Raw genomic sequence first — 21,636 nt, 5'->3', positions numbered from 1 at the left:
GAAACCGATGAGGGCGCGGCGCCGGCAGTCGCGACGACCGCCGATGCCACGGAGCGGGATATAACGCATGTCGCGCGCGTGAACAACGGGCCGGACACGCCTTCCGAAGAGAACCATACACATGTCTCGTATTGAAAAACGTTTTGCGGTGCTGACCGCGGCCGGTCGCAAGGGGTTGATCCCGTTCATGACGGCGGGCGACCCCGATCCCGCGCGGACCGTCGAATTCATGCACGCGCTGGCCGAGGGTGGCGCCGATGTCATCGAACTCGGCGTACCGTTCTCGGACCCGATGGCCGACGGCCCGGTGATCCAGCGTTCCTCCGAGCGGGCGCTGGCCCGGGGCGTGCGTCTGCGTGACGTGCTGGATAATGTCCGCACGTTCCGGGGGCGCGACGACGAGACACCGGTTGTCCTGATGGGCTATGCGAATCCAATCGAGCGCATGGGGCTGGCGACGTTCGCCCGCGCGGCTGCCGAGGCAGGCGTGGACGGGGTGCTGGTGGTGGATTACACGCCCGAGGAAGCGGGCGAATTCACATCGACACTGCGTGAGGTCGGTCTCGATCCCATTTTCTTGCTGGCCCCCACGTCGACCACCGAGCGCATCGAGGCGGTGGGCAAGATCGCCAGCGGCTATGTCTATTACGTGTCGTTGAAAGGCGTCACGGGGGCTGGAAATCTGGACGTGGCCGCGATCGCAGGTAGAATGCCGACCATTCGCGAGCGGGTATCGGTGCCGGTGGGTGTTGGTTTTGGTATCCGCGATGCCGAGACGGCGCGTGCCGTTGCGCAGGTTTCGGACGCGGTCGTGATCGGCAGCCGGATCGTCCAGCTGCTCGAACAGGCCGCGCCGACCGACGCCGTCGCTGAGCTGACCCGTTTCATCGCCGACATCCGTCGTGCGATCGACGCTTGAGAGATTGATAGGAGCGCCTGATGAGCTGGCTCGACAAACTGCTGCCCCCGAAGATTCAACAATCGAATCGCGCCGCGCGCCGGGGTATCCCGGAAGGGCTGTGGATCAAGTGCCCCTCTTGCGAGGCCGTGCTGTATCGTAATGACGTTGATGCGAACCTCTATGTCTGTCCGAAATGCACGCACCACATGCGCATAGGCGCGCGGGCACGGCTCGATTCGCTGTTGGACGCGGAAGGCCGTTACGAAATCGGCAATGAAGTGGTGCCGATCGACGCGTTGAAGTTCAAGGACAGCAAGAAGTATCCGGATCGCATCAAGGATGCGATGGACGACACCGGCGAAACCGATGCGATGGTCGTGATGGGCGGTGCGATTCATACGCTGCCAGTCGTGGTGGCCGCGTTCGAATTTGCGTTCATGGGGGGCTCGATGGGCTCCGTCGTGGGCGAGCGCTTTGCCCGTGGCGCGCAGAATGCGCTCGAGCAGAACGTGCCGTTCATCTGCGTGACCGCATCCGGCGGCGCCCGGATGCAGGAAAGCTTGCTGTCGCTGATGCAAATGGCGAAGACGACGGCGATGCTGACCCAGTTGTCGGAGAAGAAGCTGCCATTCATTTCGGTACTGACGGATCCGACGATGGGCGGCGTGTCCGCCAGTTTCGCCTTCCTGGGCGATGTCGTCATCGCCGAACCCAAGGCGTTGATCGGTTTTGCGGGCCCGCGCGTGATCGAGCAGACAGTACGTGAGAAGCTGCCGGAAGGCTTCCAGCGTGCCGAGTTCCTGTTGCAGAAGGGCGCCATCGACATGATCGTCGATCGCCGCAAGATGCGCGACGAAATCGCGCGTTTGATCGCGTTGCTGGGGCGCTCGATGCAGGACCCGGTCATGACGTCGCCCGTCTGACGCCGCTTCGCGACAAGCGATAAACCCCACTTCCGAATCGATGACGTCCGATCCCACCGCACCTGTTCCTCCCACGGCGCCCTTGCCGGTTGCCGCCGCCTCTGTGGTGCCTGCTGGCGCGCAAGGCGATTTCTCGACGCTCGATGCCTGGCTAGGCTGGCTGGAAACTGCGCACCCGGTAGGCATCGACATGGGGCTGGGGCGGATCGGCCGCGTGCGTGAGGCGATGGGGCTGCGGTTCGCCTGTCCGGTCATCACGGTTGGCGGGACGAACGGGAAGGGCTCGACCTGCGCGATGCTGGAAGCGATCCTGCTGGCGGCCGGATATCGCGTGGGTTGTCACACCTCGCCGCATCTGCTGACGTTCAACGAACGCGCGCGGATCAATGGCGAGCAAGCGAGCGATGCCGAACTGCTGCCGCACTTTCAGGCGGTCGAGCAGGCGCGGGCCGGTCTGCGCGAGCCGGTTTCGCTGACGTATTTCGAATTCACCTTGTTGGCGATCCTGCATCTGTTCGCCTCGCGCGGACTGGATGCGGTCATTTTGGAGGTTGGCCTCGGTGGCCGGCTGGATGGCACGAACATCATCGATGCGGATGTCGCGGTCATCACCAGTGTCGACATCGACCACACTCAGTTCCTGGGCACCACGCGCGAGGCGATCGGCCTGGAGAAGGCCGGTATTTTCCGCGCCGGCCGTCCGGCGATCATCGGCGATCCGCTGCCGCCGGAAAGCATGCTGCGCTATGGCGATCAACTTGGCGCCGATCTCTGGCTGGTCGGACGGGATTTCCGCTTGCAGACGATCGAGGGCGATCGGCAGCAGTGGTCGTATCGGGGGCGTTCGGTCAGTCATCGCGCATTGGCCTATCCGGCGCTGCGTGGCGCGAACCAGCTGTTGAACGCCTGTGCGGCGTTGGGCGCATTGGAGGCGTTGCGTGATCGGGTTCCGGTCACGGCGCAGGATGTACGCATGGGGTTGGCGACCGTCGAGTTACCCGGTCGATTCCAGGTCCTGCCGGGTCGTCCGAGTGTGATCCTCGATGTCGCGCATAATCCGCACGCCGCGGCGGTGCTGGCGCAGAACCTCGGTAGCATGGGCTATTTCCCGTTCACCTATGCCGTGTTTGGTGCGATGGAGGACAAGGACATCGTGCAAATCGTCGCGACACTCAAGAACGACATCGACCACTGGTGCCTGACCGACCTGCCGACTTCGCGCGCCGCGCGCGCGGAATCGCTGGCGTCGATCGTGCGCGAGCAGATCGGCATGGATGGCGAAAACCCCGCAACACAGCGTTCGACCGCGCCGGACACGGTCGCGGATGCGCCTGCGACTGCTGGACAGCCAGCGAGTGGCCTGGCACTGGGCGGTATCGGGCGTAGCGTCAAAGCAACGCCGGACGAGGCGCGTTCCGTGCGGACGTTTCACTCCCCCGCGTTGGCCTATCAGGATGCCGCTAGCCGGGTCACGGAGAATGATAGAATTATCGTCTTCGGGTCTTTCCTGACCGTCGCGGGTGTACTGGCACATCGGCGTCTGCAACAGCACTGAAGCGCGCGGGCGTATCGGTCACTGCGCAAGGCGTCGGCGCATTGCCGGAATCGAGGATTCAACCGGGTTTTATGGGCATTTTTTCGTTCGGCAGCAAGCGGGCAGGATCGTCGGGTCGAACCGAAGGGCGCAGTCGTGCGTCCGGCAGCCGATCACGCCGGATGGAACCAGGGCTCGACGTGGGCGGCGCCGAGAGCGAACGGGTCGCGAGCCGGTCTCGCCGCGCGCGCGGGGTGGGCCAGGAGGCGATGCTCGATCCGACCTTGCCCGAGAAGCAGCGCGCGCGCCGCAGACTGGTTGGGGCCATCGCGTTGGTACTCGCCGCCGTGATCATTTTACCGATGGTGCTGGACGCCACGCCGAAACCGGCGACGGGTGATATCGCCATCGACATTCCGGAACAAGGTCAAGGTGGCACGCCGCCTGTCCGCACGCATGCGGCGATCGATAGTGGTGCCGATGCGGTGCATCAGGATGTGGTGGCGGGCGCAAAAGCGGCAGCCGACGCAGGGACCGACGGCACGCGTCATGCCGCCGCCACGGCGAGCGGCACGGACAAGGCCGGTGCGGTCACGTCGACGAGCCAGTCGGCTGCCGGCAGCGGGCAGCAACGTTTCGCGGAAGTCTTCAACAGCGCCTCCGGTGCCACCGATAATAGCACGGCGAAGGGCCGGGCAGGTGGCCATGCGACGGCGGCGGGTGGCGCTGCCACCACGGCCGCGGACAATGATCTTGCGACCCGTGTGGCTGCCTTGCCGCCTACGCCCGCGACACCAGGTGCGCGCTACGTCGTGCAATTGGGCAGTTTCGAAAGCACGGCGAGTGCCCAGGAATGGGTGAAGAAATTGAAACGGATCGGCGTGCCTGCCTTCGTCAACACCGATAAAGGGAGCGACGGCGTGATGCGCGTGCAATTGCGCGCCGGTCCCTTTGCGGATCGGACCACGGCACAGGCCGCCGTACAGAAAGTACGGCTTGCGGGTCTGACGCAGACGGCTGATGCCGGTAACGGACGCTGACGACAATGCCCGACACCCAGGCGGCGGCATCGCGCACGGTCGACGACGCACACGATCTGGCGCATGACGTCGGAAAGGTGGCACGAGCGGCCGGTGACGATGCGACACATGCCATGTCCGGCGCGGTAACCCACTCATTGAACGCGGCGCAAGCGTGGGCCGGCCGACTGATGCGCCCGGCGTCATCGGCGCAGGCGGCGTCCGACGGCGCCTCGGGGGTGGCCGCGCCCGCCTACGCGTCGTCGGCCGTGGTGCGTGCCGATGGTGCCGACATGGCGGCGCCGGACATGCCTGGCACGGTGTTGACGGCATTCGATTACGTTGTCATCGCCGTGATCCTGTTATCGGCGCTGCGTGGTGCATGGCGCGGTCTGGTGGGCGAGCTGTTCGCATTGGTCGGCTGGGTGGTGGCGTTCATCGTTGCCGCACGTTTTGCCGACCAAGTGGCCGTGTATGTGCCGGCGAATTGGCCGGGCGGGGCATTGACGCAGTGGGTCGTGGGGTTCATTGTGATTGCCGCCGCGGTACTGGTGATCAGCACCGTGGGCAGCGCGCTATTGAGCCGCTTGACGGAAATCGGTGGATTGCGTTCCGTGGATCGCGGCCTGGGTCTGATGTTTGGTTTGGCGCGCGGCGTGGTGATCGTCGTACTGTTATTTGCAGGGGCAAAGTTCACCGAATTGCCGAAGACGGCGTTTTGGCGACATGCGATGCTGCGGCCTTATGTCGCACAGGTGGTGGCCTCGGTGGCGCCGCATCTGCCGGTGCAGATGCAGGCCTTGTTGTCGCGATAGGCGTTCCTTCGGGCGTCGTCGCGGGTTGGGGCGAGCCGCGCGATGGTTCGGATACCGGCGTCCCCCGCCGGACAATGCTATGGTGGCGCGCGCCAGGGCTTTCGAGCCGAAAAGGTAAAGCCGCGGCTACGGCCTCTGCCGCACCAGCGTGTGGCGCGTGGGTGGTAGCGCGAATAGGTTGCAGTCGACCGACGGGGGACGGAAGAACGGTGCCCGTCATCCCTGGCCGGTTGAGTGGATGTGTCCCGCATTCCGGCGTGCAGTGTCGTTATCGGACAGTCGCTGGTGTGTCGTCGGTTGCGGCGTCCACGAGACGCCGATGGCGGCGTGCACGGCGGATGCGGTATGTCGGTTTTTATTTTATGGATGGTTCCTGCCATGTGCGGCATCGTCGGCGTAGTGTCGAATTCTCCGGTCAACCAGCTGATCTATGACAGCTTGCTGCTGCTCCAGCACCGCGGTCAGGATGCCGCGGGTATCGCCACCCTCAACGGTCGTACGTTTCACATGCACAAGGCCAACGGCATGGTACGCGACGTGTTCCGCACGCGGAACATGCGCAGCCTGCCGGGCACGACCGGGATCGGACAAGTGCGCTACCCGACGGCCGGTTCGGCAAGCAGCGAGGAGGAAGCCCAGCCGTTCTACGTGAATGCACCGTACGGCATCATCCTCGCGCACAACGGCAATGTGACGAACACGACGCAGTTAAAGGACGAGCTGTATCGCATCGACCGTCGTCATATCAATACCAGTTCCGATACGGAAGTGTTGCTCAACGTGTTCGCGCATGAGTTGCAGACGGCGAGCGATGGCTACACCCTGGAGCCGGAAGCGCTGTTTACCGCGGTCAGCGGCACGCATCGCCGCGTGCGTGGTTCGTATGCGATCGTGGCGCTCGTGGCAGGCTTTGGCCTGCTCGCGTTCCGCGATCCGAATGGTATCCGCCCGTTATGCCTCGGCCGCAACGATGGTCCGGACGGCGTGGAATGGATGGTGGCATCGGAGTCCGTGGCGCTGGAAGGCATCGGTTTCACGTTTGTGCGCGACGTTGCGCCGGGCGAGGCTGTCTTCATCGATCTTGACGGGCAACTGCACGCGCAGCAATGCGCGGAAAACCCGAGCCTGAATCCCTGCATCTTCGAATACGTGTATTTGGCACGGCCGGACTCGGTGCTGGATGGCGTGCCGGTGTATGACGCACGTCTGCGCATGGGGGATTATCTTGCCGACAAGATCAAGCGCACCTTGCCGCCAGGCTTGATCGATGTCGTGATGCCGATTCCGGATTCGAGCCGTCCGGCCGCGATGCAGGTCGCCAATAAGCTGGGCGTCGAGTACCGCGAAGGCTTCTTCAAGAACCGCTACGTGGGCCGGACCTTCATCATGCCGGGGCAGGCGGTTCGGAAAAAGTCCGTACGCCAGAAGCTGAACGCGATGGGCGTTGAGTTCAAGGGCAAGAACGTACTGATCGTCGACGATTCCATCGTCCGCGGCACCACCAGTCACGAGATCGTACAGATGGCGCGCGACGCCGGCGCGAACAAGGTGATCTTTGCATCGGCGGCACCGCCCGTGAAGTTCCCGAACGTCTACGGTATCGACATGCCAACGCGCGGTGAACTGGTTGCGCATGACCGCACGCATGAGGAAGTGGCCCAATTGATCGGCGCCGATGGCCTGATTTATCAGGACGTCGAGGACATGAAGCAAGCGGTGGCGGATATCAATCCAGCGCTGCGTAATTTCGACGCCTCGTGTTTCGATGGATGCTATATCACCGGCGATATCACGCCGGAGTATCTCGATGAACTGGAGCGCGCCCGCCTGGCGCCTTCGGCGCAACAGGACCGCAACAACGACGACCCCGAGGGTCGCTATTCCCGCGATCACAATGCGACGGTGCGTAATGACGACGGCCAGGGCCGTTCGCAATTGCATCTGCAACTGGCCGGCGACTGAGCCGGACGTTGGCGGCGCGCGGGCTGTTGGTGGCCCTGCGCAAGGCCGCATTTCCACGGACGGACATCGGAAAACATGGCAGACGACAAGACGCTTCCTTCCGCATCCGGCAATGGTGCCGGACAGCAGGCTTCTCACGCTTCAGAAGCGCCCTATTTCCCCGGTCGCGCACGCGTGCCGTCGGACGAGATGGTGGCGCAATGGGATTTCGACACGCGTGCAGTGCGTGCGGGCTCCCTGCGTAGTGAATACAACGAGCACGGCGAGGCGATGTTTCTGTCGTCGAGTTTCTGTTTCGGCAGCGCCGCAGAGGCCGCGCATCGCTTCGCGAACGCCGACGACGGTTTTACCTATTCCCGCGTGACCAACCCCACCGTGTCGATGTTCCAGACACGGCTCGCGGCGTTGGAAGGGGCCGAGGCATGTATCGCCACCGCTTCCGGCATGAGTGCGATCCTGTCGATCCTGATGGCCGCATTGCAGGCAGGAGACCATATCGTCAGCTCGCGCAGTATCTTCGGTTCGACGATGCAGTTGTTCAGCGGCATCATCAGCAAGTTCGGCGTGACGACCACGTTTGTCGATGCCACTGATCTCGCTGCCTGGCGCGAGGCGGTGCGTCCGGGCGAGACGAAGTTGTTCTTTCTCGAAACCCCGTCGAACCCGTTAGGCGAAGTGTCCGATATTGCCGCCATCGCCGAAGTCGCGCATGCGGCCGGGCTCATGCTAGTGGTCGATAACTGTTTCTGCTCGCCGGCATTGCAGCAGCCACTCGCCCTGGGTGCCGATGTCGTGGTGCATTCCGCGACGAAATACATCGATGGCCAGGGCCGGGTGCTTGGCGGCGCGATTGTCGGTTCGCATGCCTTCGTGACCGACAAGGTGTTCCCGATCGTGCGCAGCGCCGGTCCGACGTTGTCCGCGTTCAACGCCTGGGTGCTGCTGCGCGGGCTGGAAACGTTGAATCTGCGGATGCGCCAGCAGTCAGCCAACGCGCTGGCGATTGCGCAATGGCTGGAGGGTCATCCTCGCGTGCGGCGTGTGCATTACGCCGGTTTGCCATCGCATCCGCAGCATGCGCTCGCGATGCGTCAGCAGACGACCGGCGGTGCGGTGCTCTCGTTCGAAGTGGACGGCGAGACGCCTGACGTACAGCGCAAGCATGCGTGGCATGTGATCGACGCGACGCAAGTGTGCTCGATCACCGCGAACCTGGGCGATACCCGGACCACGATCACGCATCCTGCCAGCACGACGCACGGTCGTGTCAGTGCCGAGGCGCGGACCAGCGCGGGTATCACGGAAGGTCTGATGCGGGTCGCGGTGGGGCTGGAGAACCCGGACGACATACGTGCCGATCTGGCGCGCGGTCTGGATTCTCTGCCGAAATAAGCGTGGCAACAGACGACCCCGGTCCGTTATGTGTGTGGCGGATCGGGGTAAATTTTTCTTATTATTATGAAGGAATGCGAAGCATGAGAATAACGTGTTATTTATTTCGTAATACGTATTAAATAATCATGCTGGATTTCAGCCCTTTTCGTGCGAGAGGGGAGGCAAGACCGCTGCGGCTGGACAAAAGGGTCGTTATTTGCTATGCTTTTGCTTCACAATCGTTAAAAATACCGGCCGCAATAGGGTTTTCATCTTAATAGATAATGCCGCCGGGGTGCTCGAAGACGTGAATTGCGCGCGATACCGTGCCGTCATGCTGGTTGCGTGAGGGCGGCCGTTCCAGGTATTCGTCTGCCGCAATGCTGTCGACAGGGCTTGGCCGACGGGCTCTGGTCTTACGTGGTCAATAGAACGTCACGGTCGAATCTAGTCTTACGCATTAGATGATTCGTCGTGCGCATGTGTAATCAACCTATATAACGTCTGTTGCAGACCCTTCATGGAGGGTGCCACGGACCGTCAACGCTGTGTATCCGCGGCTTCGCTATTGATGTCATGCCTTGATCGGTGGCATGCGACATCGTGATGCCGCATGCTAACGTGTATGCGGGTATTGCAGCACAGTGGCCGGGCCGGGTCTTGAAGTTCGGTGCTCGGCGGCACAGATAATGCTTGAGTCGCGCATTGCGATTCTATCCATCAGTTCCTCGCCTGCCGTATCGCGATATACGGTATGGTCGGCGCCGACATCGCGTGGCATAACGTCACGTGATGTCGGGGTCTTCGCGCACGGCCAGGCGCCGTGCTTGCAATGTCGCACATTCGGGCTATGGGCGTTGGCGGTTACGCGCCTTCGCTTGCTGTCGGCGGCAGGTCCGCTGTCGACGCGTTTTTGAAACGTGCGCTGCCCGGTGTTGCCTACGGAAAATACGATGACAACAAACCACATCGCTAGCCAGTCTCAATCGTCCATTGCGGATAGGCGCGACAGTCGTCCGACCCGGTCCAACGATTCCCGGTCCCTGGGCCGTTCTCGCGTGAATGGCCCGGCCGCGGACACGTCGGCTGCCGATGCCGCTGGCACGACGGACAATCGTCGCGACGGCTTTTCCTCCGCGCCATTGCTGCGCCGCCTGGGTGCCGCCGTGATCATCGCCGTGCTGCTGGTCTGGTGGATCGGCCCCGCCACCTTTGTGACGTACCGTGGCGAGTTGATGTTCGACTTGGGTGCGCACTTGCAACTGGTCGGCTGGTCGATGCTTGCCGCGATTGCGACCGGCGTGCCGGCGGGCGTCGCACTGAGTCGTCCATCGGTGCTACGCCATGCGGAGCGTCTGATGCAGATTTTCAATGTCGGCAATACGATTCCATCGCTGGCGGTACTCGTGCTCTCACTCGCCGTACTGGGTATCGGCGACGGTCCTGCGATCGTCGCCCTGTGGCTCGCATCCGTACTCCCCATTACGCGCAATACCTACGAGGGACTGCGTCAGGTGCCGACGTCGCTACGTGAGTCGGCGAAAGGTATCGGCATGACAAAGCAGCAGTCGCTGCTCCAGGTCGAGTTACCGAATGCGTTGCCGATGATCTTCGGTGGCGTACGCACGGCGCTTGCCGTCAATGTCGGCAGTGCGCCGCTTGCGTTCCTGATCGGCGCGGACAGTCTTGGCACGCTGATCTTCCCCGGCATCTATTTGAACAATCAGCCGCAACTTTTATTGGGTGCGGCTGCAACGGCGGTATTGGCGTTGACGCTGGATGCGATCGTCGCGGGAATGGCGCGATCGATCTTGCAGCGCCGTGGCTTGTCGCAGCAGGCGGGGGCATGAGTACACGGATGAAATCAATGACATTGCGGTTCAAGAAGCTGGGAATCGTCGCGTGCGTCGCGATGTTGACGGGATGGCTGGCCTGCGCGAGCACGGTCGCGCTCGCTCAGGGCAATCAGGGTCGTATTGTCGTCGGCGGCAAGAACTTCACCGAGCAGCTGGTCTTGTCCACGATGACCGCGCAGTACCTGGATGCGCTCGGCTACGAGGCGGTCCTCAAGAACGGCTTGGGAAGCACACTGATGCGTTCGGCGCAGGTAAATGGTGAGCTCGATGTGGTCTGGGAATATACAGGTACCTCGTTGATTCTCTATAACCACGTGACGGACAAGCTGTCACCGGAGCAGACGTACGAGCGGGTGAAGACGTTGGATGCCAAGAAGGGACTCGTCTGGCTGAAACAGTCTGGTATCAACAACACCTATGCCATCGCCTTGCCGGCGAATGGCGATCCATCGATCAAGACGATTTCCGAGTATGCGGCATGGATGGCGGCGCGGCCGAAACAGACACACCTGTTCGCGTCAGACGCCGAGTTTGCCGGCCGCTCCGATGGTTTGAAGCCGATGCTGGCGGCGTATGGTATCCCTTTCAAGCGTCGCAGTCTGAAGCAGATGGACCCGGGTCTGGTCTACACGGCATTGAAGAACGAGCAAGTGGAAGCGGGCGTGGTCTACACGACGGACGGCCGGGTGGCCGGCTTCGATCTGCGCGTACTGCAGGACGACAAACACTACTTTCCTGTCTACGGCGCGACGCCGGTCGTCAGGGAAGCTGTCCTGAAGGCGCATCCGCAGCTTGAGAAGCAATTGGATGCATTGGCGGCGGTGCTGGATACGCCAACGATGACGGCTTTGAACAAGCAGGTGGATATCGATCAGATACCGGTTGCCAAGGTCGCGCATGATTTTCTGGTGAGCAAGCACTTACTGCCGCAATAAAAAGTGGCGAGGACCTTCCAATGACGGTATTTCAATTTTTACAGGCAAATTGGCCCGAGTTGCTGCGCTTGTCACTGCAGCATATCGAACTGGTGGGACTGGCGGTAGGCGCCGCCATTGTCGTGGGCGTTCCGGTGGGCGTGCTCATGAGCCGGCATCGCTGGCTGGCGTCGTCGATGCTGGCGGTAGGTACCGTCTTCTTGACGTTGCCATCGATCGCGCTTTTCGGGCTGATGATCCCGGTGTTCTCGTTGATCGGCCAGGGTATTGGCACGCTGCCGGCGGTGGTGGCGGTTTTCCTGTATTCGCTGCTGCCGATCATGCGTAATACCTATCTGGCATTGATCACCGTGGATGCCGGCATCCGTGAAGCGGGTACCGGCATCGGCATGACCTTCTGGCAGCGTTTGCGGTATGTGGACCTGCCGCTGGCGGTACCCGGCATCTTGAGCGGCGTCCGGACCGCCGTCGTGATGAATATCGGCATCATGACCATTGCCGCGGTGATCGGGGCGGGCGGGTTGGGGGTGCTGATCCTGAACGCGATCAGCCAAAGCAATATGATGAAAGTCGCCGTGGGCGCGGTGTTGGTGAGCATACTCGCCATTATCGCGGATCTGCTTTTGGCGCGGCTGCAACGGGCGCTGACGCCCAAGGGGATGCAACGATCATGATCGAACTCGACAAGCTTTCAAAAACGTTTCGACAAAAAGACGGCACTGACGTCAAGGCAGTGGATGCCGTCAGCATGAAGATCGAGGAAGGGGAAATCTGTGTGTTCCTCGGCCCATCGGGGTGCGGCAAGACGACGACGCTGAAGATGATCAACCGTCTCATCACGCCGACTTCCGGTCGGGTGCTGGTCAATGGCGAAGATACCTCCGGCGTGGATGAAGTGACGCTGCGCCGCCATATCGGCTACGTTATCCAGCAGATCGGTCTGTTTCCGAACATGACGATCGAGGAAAACATTACAGTCGTGCCACGTCTATTGGGCTGGGACCGCAAGCGGTGTCGTGAGCGGGCGCGCGAATTGATGGCGATGGTGGCACTCGATCCGAATCGCTACCTGACCCGTTACCCGCGTGAGTTGTCTGGTGGTCAGCAGCAGCGTATCGGCGTGATCCGGGCGCTGGCGGCGGACCCGCCGGTGTTGTTGATGGATGAACCGTTTGGCGCGGTGGACCCGATCAATCGGGAAACCATCCAAAACGAGTTTTTCCAGATGCAACGGCAATTGAAGAAAACCGTGCTCATGGTGAGCCATGACATCGACGAAGCGATCAAGCTGGGTGACAAGGTCGCGGTGTTCCGTGCCGGCAAGCTCGTGCAGTTGGATCATCCGGATACTTTGCTGGCCCATCCTGCCGATGATTTCGTCAGCCAGTTCACCGGGCAAGACAGTACATTGAAGCGCTTATTGCTGGTGAAAGCCGGCGATGCCGCCACGCGGCCTATGACGGCCCATCCGGGGACCAGTGCGATGGAAGCACTCGCGATGATGGACGACGCCGACTCCCGTTACCTGATGGTAACGGACGGGCAGCAACAAGGGCTCGGGTATGTGCGTCGTCGTGACGTGCGCGCTGCCGTGTCCGATACGACACGCGCGCAAGGCGATATCGGGGCGATGCTGCAACCGTTCACGGCGACGGCAACGCCGGATGAACACTTGCGGATCCTGTTGTCGCGGATGTATGAATTCAATGCCTCCTGGCTACCTGTACTCGATGCCGAAGGGGTGTATCACGGCGAGGTGACGCAGGATTCCATCGCCGAATATCTGAGCTCCGGCCGTTCGCGCGGCCGCAGTGCCGGCGCGATCGTGAGCCCGGCGGATATCGCGGCAGCTGCTGCATGATAATGGATGTCTCGGCACGCCTGCGCCTTTCGTTTTAAGTCTCAATTCATTCGGCAACGCGAATCGGCGCATCGATACGCGATACACCAGCATGCCTGGTGCCCATCTTCTCGGCATCATGCCCTTGGCACGGTTTTCTAGCGTGTTCCAGTAACCGGGTTATCGTCGGCCGTATTGGCATGACATCACCGTGAGGGTGGCAAAGTCGAGTGGAGAGCGATGATCGATCGCGATAATGGTGTTGGACGATACGATGGGACTGTGACTGATCCCGCCGCGGCGTGTGCCGATGCCACACCGTTGACGGTGGCATCGACGGCAGATGGTCCGCACGGCGCGGAAAGTGAGCGCCCAGGCGCCCAGACGACGTGGCTAGCGTTATCTAAGCTGCCATCGGACATCCAGCGGCTCGTTTTCACAGCCTTGCCGTTTCGGGCATTTGCTTGTGTGCTAAGGGTCTGCAAGGCCTGGAATGCTACCGCGCTGACATACGGTCCGGTGGGAGAGAGGATCATGGAAATGGGTCGGGCCATGACCGGCCGGGACATATGGACCGTCTTGCAGCGCAATGCTGCGGATGCAGCCATGCCGCCGGAATGGGAAGCAACGCTGCTTCTGTCCTTTGCAAGCAAGGTCGCGCACGTTGAATTGCATGATCATGGGCACCTTACCGCCGCTTGGATGCAGCGCCTACAGACGTTAAAAGCCATTCCGTCCGACGGGTTCGCCTCCGACGTCGTCAGCGAAATCGATGCACTGCAGTGGTTTGCGCAGCCACCGGGTCTTCGTTACACCCAGTGTGACGGCCTTGCGCCGGAGTTGTTTATCGCCTCGGGCTACATAGCTGCGCACGTTCTTTCGTCAAAGGGCATGACGAGGATCCTGGAGTCGATATCGCCTTATCACTTCCATCCGATAAGATCGTATTGTGCATTGTATCGGATGGTGGATTCAGCGGCGAACACGCTTTGGGTGGCAGCATGCGAAACGCAACCGTCACTGGACGGAACGAAGGTGTCTTTACCCTTGCTGCGCCTGTATGCATGGTCGTGGCTTATGAAAGACGATCTGACGGTAAGCGTCAGCGACGTTCTTCGCGACAAATTCGGGATAGCGCTCGATTGCCAACGGCGTGAACTGGATCCGGTTATTGCCGAAAGAATCGCGGTTCTCGCTGCAACGACGCATATGTCGGTAAGTCACGCATGCGACCGCTGGCGCACGGAAGATGATGATTTCCGGGATGTGGTGGAGCAGCATTGCCTGCGCCAAATTCCACTCAAGATGGTAAGAGGCCGCGATATCTACGATAGGCTCGACACGCTGCCGCAATGCAGCGCGGATCTTGCGCGGCGCATCAGGGACCGCCTGTGGCATGTCGAGACGAACAATGACGATATCTTCGCAGGGGATGCGGTGCTCGCCGCGGATTTTGCGGATCTTTATTGGGCGGTGGCGCAGGCGCATGACATGGAGGCGTGGCGGTGCGTGCTGGATAAGTCCGCGCTCATGTCTTGGCGTGTGGCGCCAGTGTTGATGCAACAGCTTTCCAAGCGGCTTTTTGTGATTACGCAGATGGCATCTCCACTGAAGTGTACGGGGTTCAACATCCAGGCGTTGTTTCAATACTTTATCGCGTGGCGTGATCGTGTCTTGCCATGCTGTCTGGCGGAGCGTGAATTCGATTTGGCCGCACGTGCTTATGCTGCGCCCATCAACGTGTTGTGTCAGGCGCAGAATGCACGCACGGGATTCAGAGAGCGATCACGGTGGGCGACCTATCCCGCGGAGTTGATGGATACCGCGCACGCCGGGTTCGCTAATTTATCGCCAAGATACTGGTACGAGATCCTGGAAAGTTTATACGTCCGGGTGTTACCCCCTACCTGTAGTGCACAGAAAGCGGAATGGATGGAGCAATTTCTCCGCTCGCCCGTCGCCACGGCGCGCTATCCCAGCGCTGAATTCGCGTCCAATATCATTGTGCATGCGTCGCGGATCTGGTTCACATTGCCAGACGCTGCAATAGATACGAAGACCCGTCTCGATGTTTTTTGCGAACGGTTTGACCTAGACGGCATGCAGCGTGACCAGTTGCGCATGGCGATACTCGAAGCGATTGGCACGCGCGTTTTGACGAACGATTGCCCACTCGATGATGCACTACGCGAGTCGGGCTTTCAGGACGATGTGGATGCGGTGCGGCTAGTGGAGCATAAAATCTGGCATCGCGCCCTGCGCGTTGCCATGCAGTACCCCGACGAAGCGCGGGATCAGCTTATTCGAGATACCCGTGGGTCGGCTTTCCTGAGAAATCACGCGGCTATTTTTCTTGCTGGAACGACTGGCGTCGTGGCGTTTGAACAGATGTAAGGCGCGCGGCGAAGCGCGTGCGTGACTTGTCGGGTCAGCGCAGGACGTCGATGCGCTTGCCTCCGACATAGCCTTCCAACAAGTGAAGGGTATGGTCGAGCACGACGATGTCGGCAAGTGCGCCTACTTCGATTCGGCCACGTTGCGTCTCCGCCAGATAGTCCGCGGGATATTGAGACAGACGACGCGAGGCATCGGCAAGGGATAAACCAATCTCGACGAGGTTGCGCAGCGCCTGGTCCATCGTCAGGGCGCTGCCGGCGAGCGTACCGTCTGCCAGCCGCACCGCGCCGAGGCACTTGTTGACCGGCTGACTGCCCAACCGGTAGTCGCCATCGGGCATGCCGCAGGCCGCCGTGCCGTCGGTGACGCAGTAGAGGCGGGGAATCGCGCGGAACGCCGCCCGCATTGCGCCCGGATGCACATGCAGCAAGTCGGGGATCAGTTCCGCGAAATCCGCATGTGCCAGCGCGGCACCCACCACGCCGGGTGCGCGATGCTGTAGTGGCGTCATCGCGTTGAACAGGTGCGTGAAACCGGCCGCACCGTGATGCAATGCGTCGCAGGCCTGCTCATAGGTGGCGAGACTGTGACCGAGTTGCACACGCACGCCCCGGCTCGCCAGTTCGGCGATGATGTCGAGGCGGTCGTGGATCTCCGGCGCCAGTGTCAACACGCGGATGGGCGCAAGACCGAGGTAGTGCAGTACTTCATCGCGTCGCGCCATCGTCGTCGCGTCCGGCTGGGCACCGAGCTTGCCGCGATTCAGATAGGGGCCCTCCAGATGCAGTCCCAAGGGCGTGGCGCCATCCACCGCCCCTGGAAGGCAGCATTCGGCTAGCTCCGGCAAGACGCGCTCAAGCACCGCGCGCGGCGCCGTCATCGTCGTGATCAGAAAACTGGTCGTGCCATGTGTTGCGTGGGTTCGTGCAATGGTCCGCACCGCGTCGGCACCTTGCATCGCATCGGCGCCCCCTCCGCCATGTACGTGCAGATCGATAAAACCGGGCAGTATCCACCGATGCGGATCGCCCCGCGTGAGCGCTGCGGAGACCTCGGCGTCCGAGACCGGTATGCCCTCGACGGCAACGAGTGTGCCGGGCGCTGCCGACGCGGCGGCAGGCGCCCAGTGGAGCACCCCGTCGATCCAGCCGGCGGGGGTGAGGATACGGCCTTGCAGCATGGTGACGGACATCGGGTCGGGCGCCGTGTGGCGCGATGTTGTCGCCGGTCGTGTCAGACGGCGAGCAGTTCCACTTCAAAGACCAGCGTCGCATTCGGCGGAATCACGCCGCCCGCGCCACGTGCGCCGTAGCCCAGTGCCGCGGGGATCGTCAGCTTGCGCGTACCGCCTACCTTCATGCCGCGCACGCCTTCGTCCCAGCCGGGGATGACCATGCCGGCGCCCAGCGAGAATTGAAACGGCGCATTGCGGTCTTTGCTCGAATCGAACTTCTGACCATCGGTCAGCCAGCCGGTGTAGTGGACGCTGACGTTCTGGCCAGCCTTGGCCTCGGCGCCTTCGCCGACGATCAGGTCTTCGTATTGCAGACCGGATTCGGTCGTGGTCTTATTGTTTGACATGCGGGTTTCTCCTTGTAAGACTTTGCTGATCCGACAGTGCGTTGGTGGCGTGCGGAGGGCACCGGTGCCGGTGCCTGGTCGCTAACCGTATCGTCCGTCATTCTACCCGATGCCGATGCCGCCGATTTGGCCGGCAACCGATTCCGGCGCGCGCGCATATAATGAATCGAACCCCTCCATGGGGTGTCCCTCCTTGCGCGTTGCGCCCGTGTTCGAATCGAAGTTGTCCCTTGTAGTGGAGCGTTACCTTGTCGACACCGCCTCGGGGCAATGATGCCCCTTTTTCCAGTGCCACCACCGTCTCCGGTGTCGGAGCGGATGCACTCGCCACCGGAGGCGCCGATGCGGTCCTTGCCCGTGAACATGCCGCGCGGGTCTGCGCGGAGGCATTGGTGTTCAGCCGTGATCGCGTGCTGTCGTTGGTATCCCATGACCTGCGCGGCCCATTGAATGCGATTCATAGCTGGGCGCATGTGCTGGAGCGCAAGCTTGCGGTGGACGATCCGGGCATTGCACGGGCGATCGCCGGGATCCGCACCGGCGTCGAACAGCAAGTCAAGCTGATCGAGGAGGTGATCGACCAGACACGCAAGGAAACCCGCCATTTGACGTTGTCCTTGACGGCCGTGCCGCTGTTGCCGTGCGTCGCCGGAGAGCTGGATTCGATCGAGCGCACGCTGCCGATCGAGAGCGCGGCCGGAATTCGCCGCGGCTTCGCGCTGGAAGGCGTGACCGCCACGCTCGATGCGCCGCGTTTTGCCCAGGCATGGTGGACCGTCGTCATGTATGCGTTGGCGCAACGGGTGATCGGAACGGTCGTGGAAGCCAGTGGGACGGTGGATGGCGATCGGATCGAGGTAGCGGTGGTGTTCACGCCGCGGCCAGAGGATGATGCTGGCGCAGTCGCGACTGGCACGCCATCGTCGGTATCCGCGGACCGCGACGGAGGCACGAAGTCACTTGCCGCTTACACCGCATTCCTGAATGCGCCGAGGCAACTTGATAATGGCAAGTTGCCGTTGGCTTTGGCACAGCGGGTTGCCGTGGCGCATGGCGGTGAGCTGATCGACGAAACGCTGGCCGACAGCCGTCGCCGTCTTGCGCTTCGGCAACCAGCAGTAGCGCGTCCGCCCCAGTATTGAGGCGAGCGCAAGACCGTTTTATCTGGATAATGTGTCGTCAGAGATCGGGCGCCGGTCAGTGTCAATGACCTCACCCCCTACGTCAGCCAAGAGCCGAACGTGTGGGGTTCTTCTCCTATACTATGTCCGCCAAAACGGCCACCGGAAGGTGCGCCAGCAGTGCCGCCACCGGCAGCGAGATTGAACTCCCCCGTTCATTTCCGGCCGATCCGGCTGCCAGATTGCCGGTTGTTTCGACGGCATGTTCAGTCGCTGCCGATGTGCTGTCCGCACCAATCAGCGCGGTTTCAGTTTCCGCGATGCCGCGCGTCGCATTGATGTCTTCCTCGGCGGATGGAACGATCACGCGCACTTGAGTAAAGATATCCTGCAGCACCACGTTCGATAACGCGGCAGGAAGTACGATTCGTGTGTCTTCCCAAACCGATGGCGCCACGCGTGGTAGTCGTGCGGCGTCGGATACCGTCAATACATCGTCGTCGCCCGAGGTTTCGATGCCGAGCAAACCGGTCGCCAGGCGTGTGGCCACCGTAATCGACCATTGCGCGCGTATCGCGGCACCATTGGTGTGGTTCGACGTTGGCATATGCCGAGCGAAGGCGATGATAGAGCGGGCATGCGGGCCTTCCACCCGCAGTGGCATGTAGTCGCCGCGCGTGAATAGTCCGGGAGACTGCTGGCGCAAGGCGAGCAGGCGATGGATGATCCACTGCTTGACACGGCCATCGCGCCATTGCGCCAATAACGTATCGCACAGCGTCGCACGACTTCCTTCCTCGACGCCGTCCCCCGCTTGCGCATGCATGCCAGCCAGTGCCGCGGCGTGTTCCGGATAGTCTACCGGACGGCGATTGTCGGGATCGACGAGTGACCAGTCCCACGATTCGGTGCCTTGATACAAATCTGGCACGCCGGGTGATGTCAGCCGTAACACGGTCTGTTGCAAGCTGTTGATGACCCCTGCTGGCGCGATACGCTCGACGAAGCCATGCAATTGCGCCAAGAATCCTTCACGTCTATGCGGTGCGAGGATCTCCATCAGAAACGCGCGGCTTGCCGCTTCGTAGGCGCTGTTCGGGGCAAACCAGTCCGTTTCCAGTTTGGCTTCGCGCAACGCCTTTTCCTGCCATCGCGCAACGCGTTCGGCTAATTCCGCCACCGCGTCCGCGTTATCGGCGTCAAGGCTGGATGGCCAGCAGCCCACCAATGTCTGATACAGCATGGCCTCCGGTCCCGGTCCAGGAGCAGGCGTCGTCCGCGTGTCCGACCCCTTTCCGGTCACCGCGCCGCTCGCATGCGGTGCGTTCAGCATGGACCAGCGACGGCACGTACGCGCCCATGATTCAGGCATTTCAGATAGCACGGCCAATCGCGCCCTGACATCTTCCCCTCGCTTATGATCGTGCGTGGCGGTGGTCAGCATGGCATTCGGGAAACGCTGCTGGCGCTCGCTGTTCGATGCATGGAAAGCCTCTACCGACATCGAGAAGTCGTCCGGGTCGGCGCCCACTTCGTTACGGGACAGCAAGCGACCGTATCGATAACACCCGGTATCTTCCACGGATTTGGCCGCCACCGGGGACGTTAGTTGGGAGAACAGCGTCAACGCGAGTCGTCGTTGCGCCGCGCGCGCCTCCTCGTTACGGTCCGCGCGCGTTGCACGCGCCGCCGCCGATGCGCGCGGCGCGACTGCCGTGTCATCGCTGATCGACCGGGACGGCACCGGTCCTCCCAGCCATTGATCGATCTGGTCGAGCAGCAGATGGTCGCCACGACGTAGTGATGCACGCGCGGCCTCTCGCGCGGCGGCGAAATACGGCTCGTCGACTGCGCTACGCTGTCCTTCCACCGGATAGATTCGATACACCCCGTAATGCACGACCAATTCCGTTAAAACGCGACGGATCGATGTCAACGGCCAATCGCGCGTTTGCGGCGTGTCCCGGGCAATGCGGTGTAGCGCGCGGGCCGCGCGATCGAGTTCGGCGGCCAGGTTTTCCGCAAGAATCTTTCGCCGTGCCGGCAGTGCTTCCTCGGCAAAATTCGCCGGCCGGCCGGATAGAGATGCCCACAGCGTCGCCAGTGGGGCCGCACCAGCAGGATCATGCAGCAACGCGCCGACATCGTTCATGAAGTCATAACCGGTCGTGCCGTCGATGCGCCAATCGACGCGCATGGGCTCGCCGCGCGCCAGAATCTTTTCCACGACCAGATAGGGTGGGGCGTCGCGCAACGCAGCGGGCCGTTCGGCACGGGCCGCCTCGAGGCGGGTTCGCAATCGATGACAATACTCGCGCGGTTCCGCCATGCCGTCGACGTGGTCGATACGTACCCCATCGATCAACCCTTCCGCATAAAGGCGCAGGATCATCGCATGCGCGGCATCGAACACATCGCCGCGTTCCATGCGCATGCCGGCGAGGGAGCTGATGTCAAAGAAACGCCGCCAGTTGACCTCGTCGGACGCGGTGCGCCAACTGGCGAGACGGTAGTGCTGCCGCTCCAGCAAACGATGCAGCGCATCCCGGGCCGCGACGCGTTTCGCGACGGCTGCGCTACCTGCCCCGCCGTCCACCGCGGACGACGTATCATCCGATTCTGCTTCCGCGGGGACATGGAACGCCTGCAACGCGGCGTCGATGCTTTGCCGTCCTTCCGATGTCATGGCATAAGAAGCCAGCCCTTGTTGTGCCGCTGCCGCGCGGATGTGGTCCTCCGGCTGTGACGTCAGGCCGGCGAAGCGTGCCGTCACGGCCTGCAGCGAAGTCGATGTCGTTTGCGACAGCACCATCGGGTAGTCGACAGGGCAGACGGGAAACCGATGGTCGTAATATGCAATGTAGAAGCGGCCTTCGTCGGCTTGGAGAACGACCGACACCTTGCCGCTGTTAAGCGCGTCGCCATACGACTCGCCGAGGAACGGCGCAAGGACCTTGCCTCGTAACGCCGGGTCCGGCGAGTGCCAGTCGACGTCGAAGAAGCGTGCGTGCGCCGCGTGGCGACCCCATTCCAGGATGTCACGCCACCAGGCGTTGGCGCTACCGCCCACGCCCATGTGGTTCGGCACGATATCGGCGATCAAACCCATATTGCGTTCGCGCAATGCGGCCACCAATGCACGCAAGCCGTCTTCGCCGCCCAGCTCGGGATTGACCCGCGTGTAGTCGACCGTGTCATAGCCGTGTGTCGAACCGGGTTGCGCCGTCGTGATGGGGGAAGCGTAAAGGTGGCTGATGCCGAGCGCTGCAAAATAGTCGACGTGCCGCAGCGCGTCGGCGAACGTGAAGTCCTTGTGAAACTGTAGTCGTAACGTGGCGAGTGGGCGAGTCATGTAGGCGGATGTCTTGTTGGTTGATT

The 21,636-nt window shown here is 62.0% G+C and carries 16 protein-coding genes; 13 read left to right on the top strand and 3 right to left on the bottom strand.

Features of this window, described 5'->3' with window-relative positions; all coding sequences use genetic code 11:
- The first annotated feature begins 121 nt into the window (after positions 1–121).
- The 12 genes from trpA to SJQ66_RS24685 all read left to right on the top strand — a co-directional run bounded on the left by trpA (position 122) and on the right by SJQ66_RS24685 (position 15,553).
- On the top strand, positions 122–919 hold the full coding sequence (gene trpA / locus SJQ66_RS24740) for a tryptophan synthase subunit alpha (RefSeq protein WP_036006662.1): 798 nt from the start codon (positions 122–124) through the stop codon (positions 917–919).
- 20 nt (positions 920–939) lie between these two features.
- Complete coding sequence (accD, locus tag SJQ66_RS24735; protein ID WP_024901368.1) at positions 940–1,824, top strand: acetyl-CoA carboxylase, carboxyltransferase subunit beta; 885 nt, start codon at positions 940–942, stop codon at positions 1,822–1,824.
- Positions 1,825–1,864: 40 nt separating this feature from the next.
- On the top strand, positions 1,865–3,379 hold the full coding sequence (gene folC, locus SJQ66_RS24730; RefSeq protein WP_253464979.1) for a bifunctional tetrahydrofolate synthase/dihydrofolate synthase: 1,515 nt from the start codon (positions 1,865–1,867) through the stop codon (positions 3,377–3,379).
- 71 nt (positions 3,380–3,450) lie between these two features.
- Positions 3,451–4,398: an SPOR domain-containing protein gene (locus tag SJQ66_RS24725; RefSeq protein WP_320534665.1), complete on the top strand. Its 948-nt coding sequence runs from the start codon at positions 3,451–3,453 to the stop codon at positions 4,396–4,398.
- Between the two features lie 299 nt (positions 4,399–4,697).
- Positions 4,698–5,192: a CvpA family protein gene (locus SJQ66_RS24720; protein WP_036006654.1), complete on the top strand. Its 495-nt coding sequence runs from the start codon at positions 4,698–4,700 to the stop codon at positions 5,190–5,192.
- 378 nt (positions 5,193–5,570) lie between these two features.
- Positions 5,571–7,154, top strand: a complete 1,584-nt coding sequence (purF, locus tag SJQ66_RS24715; RefSeq protein WP_024901365.1) for an amidophosphoribosyltransferase — start codon at positions 5,571–5,573, stop codon at positions 7,152–7,154.
- A gap of 189 nt (positions 7,155–7,343) precedes the next feature.
- On the top strand, positions 7,344–8,546 hold the full coding sequence (locus SJQ66_RS24710) for an O-succinylhomoserine sulfhydrylase (RefSeq protein ID WP_024901364.1): 1,203 nt from the start codon (positions 7,344–7,346) through the stop codon (positions 8,544–8,546).
- Between the two features lie 935 nt (positions 8,547–9,481).
- Entirely contained in the window at positions 9,482–10,378 is an 897-nt protein-coding gene (locus SJQ66_RS24705; RefSeq protein ID WP_082102525.1) for an ABC transporter permease, read from the top strand.
- Positions 10,379–10,386: 8 nt separating this feature from the next.
- Positions 10,387–11,319, top strand: coding sequence for a glycine betaine ABC transporter substrate-binding protein (locus tag SJQ66_RS24700; protein WP_236693426.1), 933 nt, complete (start codon positions 10,387–10,389; stop codon positions 11,317–11,319).
- 20 nt (positions 11,320–11,339) lie between these two features.
- Entirely contained in the window at positions 11,340–11,993 is a 654-nt protein-coding gene (locus SJQ66_RS24695; protein ID WP_024901360.1) for an ABC transporter permease, read from the top strand.
- On the top strand, positions 11,990–13,180 hold the full coding sequence (locus tag SJQ66_RS24690; protein WP_320534664.1) for an ABC transporter ATP-binding protein: 1,191 nt from the start codon (positions 11,990–11,992) through the stop codon (positions 13,178–13,180). The genes SJQ66_RS24695 and SJQ66_RS24690 overlap by 4 nt, the downstream gene beginning before the upstream one ends.
- Positions 13,181–13,399: 219 nt before the next feature.
- Positions 13,400–15,553, top strand: a complete 2,154-nt coding sequence (locus tag SJQ66_RS24685) for an F-box protein (RefSeq protein ID WP_320534663.1) — start codon at positions 13,400–13,402, stop codon at positions 15,551–15,553.
- 34 nt (positions 15,554–15,587) lie between these two features.
- On the opposite strand, the gene nagA is transcribed toward SJQ66_RS24685, so the two are convergent.
- The gene (nagA, locus tag SJQ66_RS24680; RefSeq protein WP_390173978.1) at positions 15,588–16,748 is read right to left on the bottom strand and encodes an N-acetylglucosamine-6-phosphate deacetylase; all 1,161 of its coding nucleotides are present in this window, start codon (positions 16,746–16,748) and stop codon (positions 15,588–15,590) included.
- Between the two features lie 41 nt (positions 16,749–16,789).
- Positions 16,790–17,137 (bottom strand): FKBP-type peptidyl-prolyl cis-trans isomerase, encoded by a 348-nt coding sequence (locus SJQ66_RS24675; RefSeq protein WP_024901356.1) that lies wholly within the window; start codon positions 17,135–17,137, stop codon positions 16,790–16,792.
- A gap of 248 nt (positions 17,138–17,385) precedes the next feature.
- On the opposite strand from SJQ66_RS24675, the gene SJQ66_RS24670 reads away from it, so the two are divergent.
- Positions 17,386–18,279, top strand: a complete 894-nt coding sequence (locus SJQ66_RS24670) for a sensor histidine kinase (protein WP_253465401.1) — start codon at positions 17,386–17,388, stop codon at positions 18,277–18,279.
- A gap of 115 nt (positions 18,280–18,394) precedes the next feature.
- On the opposite strand, the gene treY is transcribed toward SJQ66_RS24670, so the two are convergent.
- Positions 18,395–21,610 (bottom strand): malto-oligosyltrehalose synthase, encoded by a 3,216-nt coding sequence (gene treY, locus SJQ66_RS24665; RefSeq protein WP_320534662.1) that lies wholly within the window; start codon positions 21,608–21,610, stop codon positions 18,395–18,397.
- Positions 21,611–21,636: the final 26 nt, after the last annotated feature.

The organism is Robbsia andropogonis (assembly GCF_034047095.1).
In the GTDB taxonomy this organism is placed as follows: domain Bacteria; phylum Pseudomonadota; class Gammaproteobacteria; order Burkholderiales; family Burkholderiaceae; genus Robbsia; species Robbsia andropogonis.
This window is presented reverse-complemented; position numbering and strand designations above follow the sequence as displayed.

Coding starts and splice junctions, on each gene's coding strand:
- treY (WP_320534662.1), bottom strand. CDS start 21,610: ATGACTCGCCCACTCGCCACGTTACGACTACAGTTTCACAAGGACTTC.
- nagA (WP_390173978.1), bottom strand. CDS start 16,748: ATGTCCGTCACCATGCTGCAAGGCCGTATCCTCACCCCCGCCGGCTGG.
- SJQ66_RS24685 (WP_320534663.1), top strand. CDS start 13,400: ATGATCGATCGCGATAATGGTGTTGGACGATACGATGGGACTGTGACT.
- trpA (WP_036006662.1), top strand. CDS start 122: ATGTCTCGTATTGAAAAACGTTTTGCGGTGCTGACCGCGGCCGGTCGC.
- SJQ66_RS24695 (WP_024901360.1), top strand. CDS start 11,340: ATGACGGTATTTCAATTTTTACAGGCAAATTGGCCCGAGTTGCTGCGC.
- SJQ66_RS24710 (WP_024901364.1), top strand. CDS start 7,344: ATGGTGGCGCAATGGGATTTCGACACGCGTGCAGTGCGTGCGGGCTCC.
- SJQ66_RS24705 (WP_082102525.1), top strand. CDS start 9,482: ATGACAACAAACCACATCGCTAGCCAGTCTCAATCGTCCATTGCGGAT.
- SJQ66_RS24725 (WP_320534665.1), top strand. CDS start 3,451: ATGGGCATTTTTTCGTTCGGCAGCAAGCGGGCAGGATCGTCGGGTCGA.
- SJQ66_RS24675 (WP_024901356.1), bottom strand. CDS start 17,137: ATGTCAAACAATAAGACCACGACCGAATCCGGTCTGCAATACGAAGAC.
- folC (WP_253464979.1), top strand. CDS start 1,865: ATGACGTCCGATCCCACCGCACCTGTTCCTCCCACGGCGCCCTTGCCG.
- purF (WP_024901365.1), top strand. CDS start 5,571: ATGTGCGGCATCGTCGGCGTAGTGTCGAATTCTCCGGTCAACCAGCTG.
- SJQ66_RS24700 (WP_236693426.1), top strand. CDS start 10,387: ATGAAATCAATGACATTGCGGTTCAAGAAGCTGGGAATCGTCGCGTGC.
- accD (WP_024901368.1), top strand. CDS start 940: ATGAGCTGGCTCGACAAACTGCTGCCCCCGAAGATTCAACAATCGAAT.
- SJQ66_RS24690 (WP_320534664.1), top strand. CDS start 11,990: ATGATCGAACTCGACAAGCTTTCAAAAACGTTTCGACAAAAAGACGGC.